This is a genomic window from Streptomyces boncukensis, assembly GCF_011045075.1.
GTDB classification, from domain to species: domain Bacteria; phylum Actinomycetota; class Actinomycetes; order Streptomycetales; family Streptomycetaceae; genus Streptomyces; species Streptomyces boncukensis.
On the sequence record NZ_JAAKZZ010000517.1, the window covers coordinates 1 to 4957 of the forward strand.

Sequence of the window (4957 nt, forward strand, 5' to 3'; positions counted from 1 at the left end):
CAGCAGCGGAGGGCCGCGCCGCGGGCGTACTGCCGTCCTGCGTATGGCTCGGAGAGCTGCCGCCCTGGCAGGCGGCCCGCGTCCGCGCCGGGTACGGGCTGCCGGACGGGGCGCTCCACGGCGCCGACGCGGCGCACCCGCTGGCCCTGCGGATGCTGTCCGAGATCCGCGCCGCGCAGCTGCCCGGCTCCGGCTCCGGCGGGCCCGACGGCTCCGGCGGCAGTGGCGGTCGGCCGGCGCGGGCGGAGATCTTCTCGGCCCACCTCGACCTCGTCTGCCTCCGGCTCGCGGCACGGCTCGCGGCGGAGCGGCAGGTTCCGGGCGGCGGGGAGGTACGGCGGCTGGCCGCGCGGGGCGCGGGCCGGCTGCACGAGGCGGCGCGGCGCTGTCTGGGGCCCGGTCAGGGCGGGCTGGACCGCACCGCGTTCGAGGAGATCTTCCCGTGGGGCGGCGGCTGGGCCCCGGCCGTGCTCGCCGAGGGCGTGCTGGTACCGGCCGGCGAGGGGTACAGATTCGGCGACGAGGAGTTCGCGGACTGGCTGCAGGGCCGCCATCTGGAACTCGACGCGGCGCTGGAAGCGCTCGTCCACCGCAGGGCCGAGCAGCCGGAGGCCGTTCCGGTGCCCCGGCACCGTATCGGCCCGGTGGTGCAGTCGCTGCTGCTGTGCGGCCGCAGGGACGGCGCCGAGGCGCTCACCCGGCGGCTGCTGCCCCTGGTGGAAGCCCTGTTCCCGGACCCGCGCCGGGGCGCCCCGGACCCGCCCGGGGGCGACGGCGCCGAGGACGCCGTGTGGTGGGCCGCTCATCTGCTGGGCGAGACACTGCTGCGGGTGCCGGACGCGCGCCCGTACGGCAGTGTGCTGCGGGCCCTCGCCGAGCGCGTCGCGGACGGACCCGGTCCGGCCGCCGGGCGGCCCACGGACGGGTTCGGGCCGTGGTTCTGGCGGCGGCTCCCGCTGCGCGTCCGCGACAAGGCCGAACTGCTCCGGCTGCTGCTGCCCGCCGACGACCCGTACGGCGGCCGGGAGCGGTACCTCGACGTGCTCGGCGAGCTCCTCGCCGCGGAGCCCAGGACCGTACAGCCGCTGCTGTGCGAGTGGTTCAGCGATCTGCGCGCGCTGCCGCGCCGCCCGGACACGGCGGACGACAGCCGGCTCGCCGCCCTGGCGCCCACGGTGGCCACCGCCGCGCAGGCCCTGCTGTACGCCCACCGGGGGCACGCCGTCGACCACTTGACCGAGGCACTGGTGGCCGCGGCCCACCCGCGCGCCGACGAACTGCTGGCCGAGCTGGTGCACGACGAGCCGCCCGCGATGTGCCGCGCCATCCGCCGCTGGGCGCACGACGACCGCGTGGAACGCCGCGCCGCCGCAGCCACCCACGGGCTGCGCGCGGCCTCCCGCGTCCGGGCCGGCTCCGACCGCGCGGCGCTCCGCGACGCCGCGCTCGCCCTGCTCCACCGCCCCGGCGAGGGCGCGCTGCACGGTGCGGCGCTGGCGCTGCTCGTCCGCGACCCGCACAGCCGCTCCGGGCATCTGGACGCCGCGCTCGCGCGGTTCGCGGAGACCGGGGAGCCGGAGCTGGTGGGCGCGCTGGCCGCGGCGCTGACAACCCACCCGGAGCCGGTCCTGGCCGTCTTCCACACCCTGCTGACCGACCCGTCGTCCGCCGCCGTCGGGCCCGTCGCGCGCACCCGTGTGCTGCGCGCCCTCGCCGAGCTGCGCACGCCCGCGCTGGCCCGCCGTGCGGCCTGCCTGGTGCGCGCCTATGTGGAGAGCAGGCCGGAGGAGGCGCGTACTCCGGTGGCCGGTTTTGTACGGCGCAGACTGGCGCACGGGCCCCCGGCGCGCGCCGTGCTGCGACCGCTCGTCGCGGAGCTGCTGAGCGGCCAGCGGGCGCCGTTCCGGGCCGGCCTGGCCCGTACCCTCGGCGCGGGGGAGGGCCCGCTGCGCGACGAACTGCTGGAGCTGCTGCTCACCGGCGAGCGGGATGTGCTCGTGCTCGGCGCGGCGCTCGCCGCCGTCGTTCGGCGCGGCGGCGAGACGTCCGCGCCGCCGCACCCGGCGGCGGACGAGGCGGAGGAGGGGGAGCTGGTGCGGCGCATCGGCCTGGCCATGACCCGGACCCCGCAGGGCGCGGCCAGCTTCGACCGCAGCCTCGTCGAACTGGCGCGCGAGGTCCCGGGGTTCGCCGCCGCGGTACGCGGCTGGGTCGCCCGGGCGCCCGGGGAGTGGGCGGCGGTGGTGGGCCCGAGCGCCCGCCGGATGTGCGAGACGCTGGCGGACCGCCCATGACCCGGCCCCGGTCCGGTCCCGATGGGAGCGCTCGGACGGATCCTGGGTGGTCCCGTACGGCGCCGGGTGCGTGGCATGGCACCCTTGGACCGGCGGCAGCCAGGTAGGACAGGTACTCACCGGTACTAGGCGTGACGAGGAGCGGACGTGCAGCGCTGGCGTGGTTTGGAGGAGATTCCCGAGGGCTGGGGGCGCAGCGTCGTCACCATCGGCTCGTACGACGGGGTCCACCGCGGGCACCAGCTGATCCTCACGCGGGCGGTGGACCGGGCCCGCGAACTGGGGGTGCCGTGCGTCGCCGTCACCTTCGACCCGCACCCCAGCGAGGTCGTACGCCCCGGCAGCCATCCGCCGCTGCTGGCGCCGCAGCACCGCCGCGCCGAGCTGATGGCCGGGCTGGGCCTGGACGCCGTGCTGGTGCTGCCGTTCACCCCGGGCTTCTCCCAGCTGTCCCCGGCCGACTTCGCGGTGAAGGTCCTGGTGGACAAGCTGCACGCGCGCAGCGTCGTGGAAGGCCCCAACTTCCGCTTCGGACACCGCGCCGCGGGCGACGTCGCCACCCTGGCCGACCTGGGGAAGACCTACGACTTCGAGGTGCAGGTGGTCGACCTGGGCGAACGGGACGCGGAGCCGTACTCCTCGACCCTGGCCCGGCGGCGCATCGCCGACGGGGACGTACGGGGTGCCGCCGAGGTGCTGGGCAGGCCGCACCGCGTCGAGGGCGTGGTGGTACGGGGCGCGCAGCGCGGCCGGGAACTGGGCTATCCCACGGCGAACGTGGAGCCCCTCGCACACACCGCGATCCCGGCCGACGGGGTGTACGCGGGATGGCTGACGGCCGGGGACGAGCGGATGCCGGCCGCGATCTCCGTCGGCACCAACCCGCAGTTCGACGGCACCGAGCGCACCGTGGAGGCGTACGCGATCGACCGGGTGGGCCTCGACCTGTACGGGCTGCATGTCGCGGTGGACTTCCTGGAGTTCATCCGCGGCCAGGAGAAGTTCGACACGCTGGAGGCCCTGCTGGACCGGATGGCCCAGGACGTGACCAGCGCCCGCACCCTCGTACAGGAGGCGGAGCCCCCGGGAGCCTGAGCGCCCCGCAGGGGCGCGGGGCCCGGTCGATGTGCGGCTTTGCCGCGTGGGCGCGCTCAACCAACCACGCAGCGGCAGACGGCGGTGCACCGCAGCCCGGCGGAACCCCCGAAACCCACGGAGACGGGACGCAGCTACTAACGCTGAGGCGGCTGCTGCGGCCATCCGGCCCCGGGCTGCGGCTGCCCGTACGGCGGCGCGTACGACTGACCCTGACCCTGCTGCCCCGGCAGGGGCGGAGCCAACTGCGGCGGCGGATTCCCATCGGAGGTCCACAGCCCCTGCTCGCGCTGCGCCCGGGCGAAGTCCTCGGCGATGAGCACCGAGAGGTTGAAGTACGCCTCGCGGGTCTTCGGCCGCATCAGGCCGAGGTCCAGCTCGGCGCCCGCGGCGAGGTGCTCGTCGAACGGGATCGTCACCACGCCCCGGCAGCGCGTCTCGAAGTGCGCCACGATGTCCTCCACCTTGATCATCTTGCCGGTCTCCCGGACCCCGGAGATCACGGTGACGCTGCGCTGCACCAGCTCGCTGTAGCCGTGCGCCGCGAGCCAGTCCAGCGTCGTGCTGGCGCTGCTCGCGCCGTCCACCGAGGGGGTGGAGATGATGATCAGCTGGTCGGCGAGGTCCAGCACTCCGCGCATCGCGGAGTACAGCAGGCCGGTGCCGGAGTCGGTGAGGATGATCGGATACTGCTTGCCGAGGACGTCGATGACGCGGCGGTAGTCGTCGTCGTTGAAGGTCGTCGAGATCGCCGGATCGACGTCGTTCGCCAGTATCTCCAGGCCGGAGGTCGCCTGCGAGGTGAACCGGCGGATGTCCATGTAGCTGTTGATGTACGGGATCGCGGTGACGAGGTCGCGGATCGTGGCGCCGGTCTCCCGGCGGACCCGGCGGCCGAGGGTGCCCGCGTCCGGGTTGGCGTCGATGGCGATGACCTTGTCCTGGCGCTCGGAGGCCAGGGTGGATCCGAGGGCGGTGGTCGTCGTGGTCTTGCCGACGCCGCCCTTGAGGCTGATCACCGCTATCCGGTAGCAGGACAGCACCGGGGTGCGGATGAGGTCCAGCTTGCGCTGGCGCTCGGCCTCCTCCTTCTTCGCGCCGAAGCGGAAGCGGGAGCTCTTGTTGCCGCTCTGCGGGCGGGGCTTCTTCTTGCTGTTGATCAGCCGATCGGAGGACAGCTCGACGGCGGCGGTGTACCCCAGCGGGGAACCCGACTGCTCCTGCCGACGCGGATCCACGGCCTGCGGATGCGGCTGCCCCGAAGCCGGCGGCTGAGGCTGCGGTTGGGGCAGCGCCGGGGACTGCGCCTGTGGAAGGGGCTGGGGCTGGCCCGGTTGGCCCGGTTGGCCCGGCTGGCCGGGCTGAGTGTGCTGGCCCGGCTGTGTGTGTCCCGGGTGCGGTGCGGGCGAGAGCGGCGGCTGCGCGGCGGGCGGCTGCGGCGGCGACGCCGTCTCGGGCCGGGGCGGCGGCTGCTGAGCGGGCAGCGGCAGTCCGGGCTGCGTCGTCCCCGGCCCGGCCGTCCCGGACGGGTCCGGGTGAGCGGGCTCCGCCCCTGGCGGGGGCGGGGA

Annotated in this window: 2 protein-coding genes and 1 pseudogene; 2 read left to right on the plus strand and 1 reads right to left on the minus strand. The window is 75.6% G+C overall.

Annotation, left to right across the window (positions count from 1 at the left end):
- Positions 1 to 2294, plus strand: a pseudogene (locus tag G5C65_RS31020) (serine protease); the annotation flags it as partial.
- Between the two features lie 147 nt (positions 2295 to 2441).
- On the plus strand, positions 2442 to 3389 hold the full coding sequence (locus tag G5C65_RS31025; RefSeq protein ID WP_165302377.1) for a bifunctional riboflavin kinase/FAD synthetase: 948 nt from the start codon (positions 2442 to 2444) through the stop codon (positions 3387 to 3389).
- 137 nt (positions 3390 to 3526) lie between these two features.
- On the opposite strand, the gene G5C65_RS31030 is transcribed toward G5C65_RS31025, so the two are convergent.
- A partial coding sequence (locus tag G5C65_RS31030) for a MinD/ParA family ATP-binding protein (RefSeq protein WP_241266192.1) occupies positions 3527 to 4957 on the minus strand: 1431 nt, incomplete at its 5' end.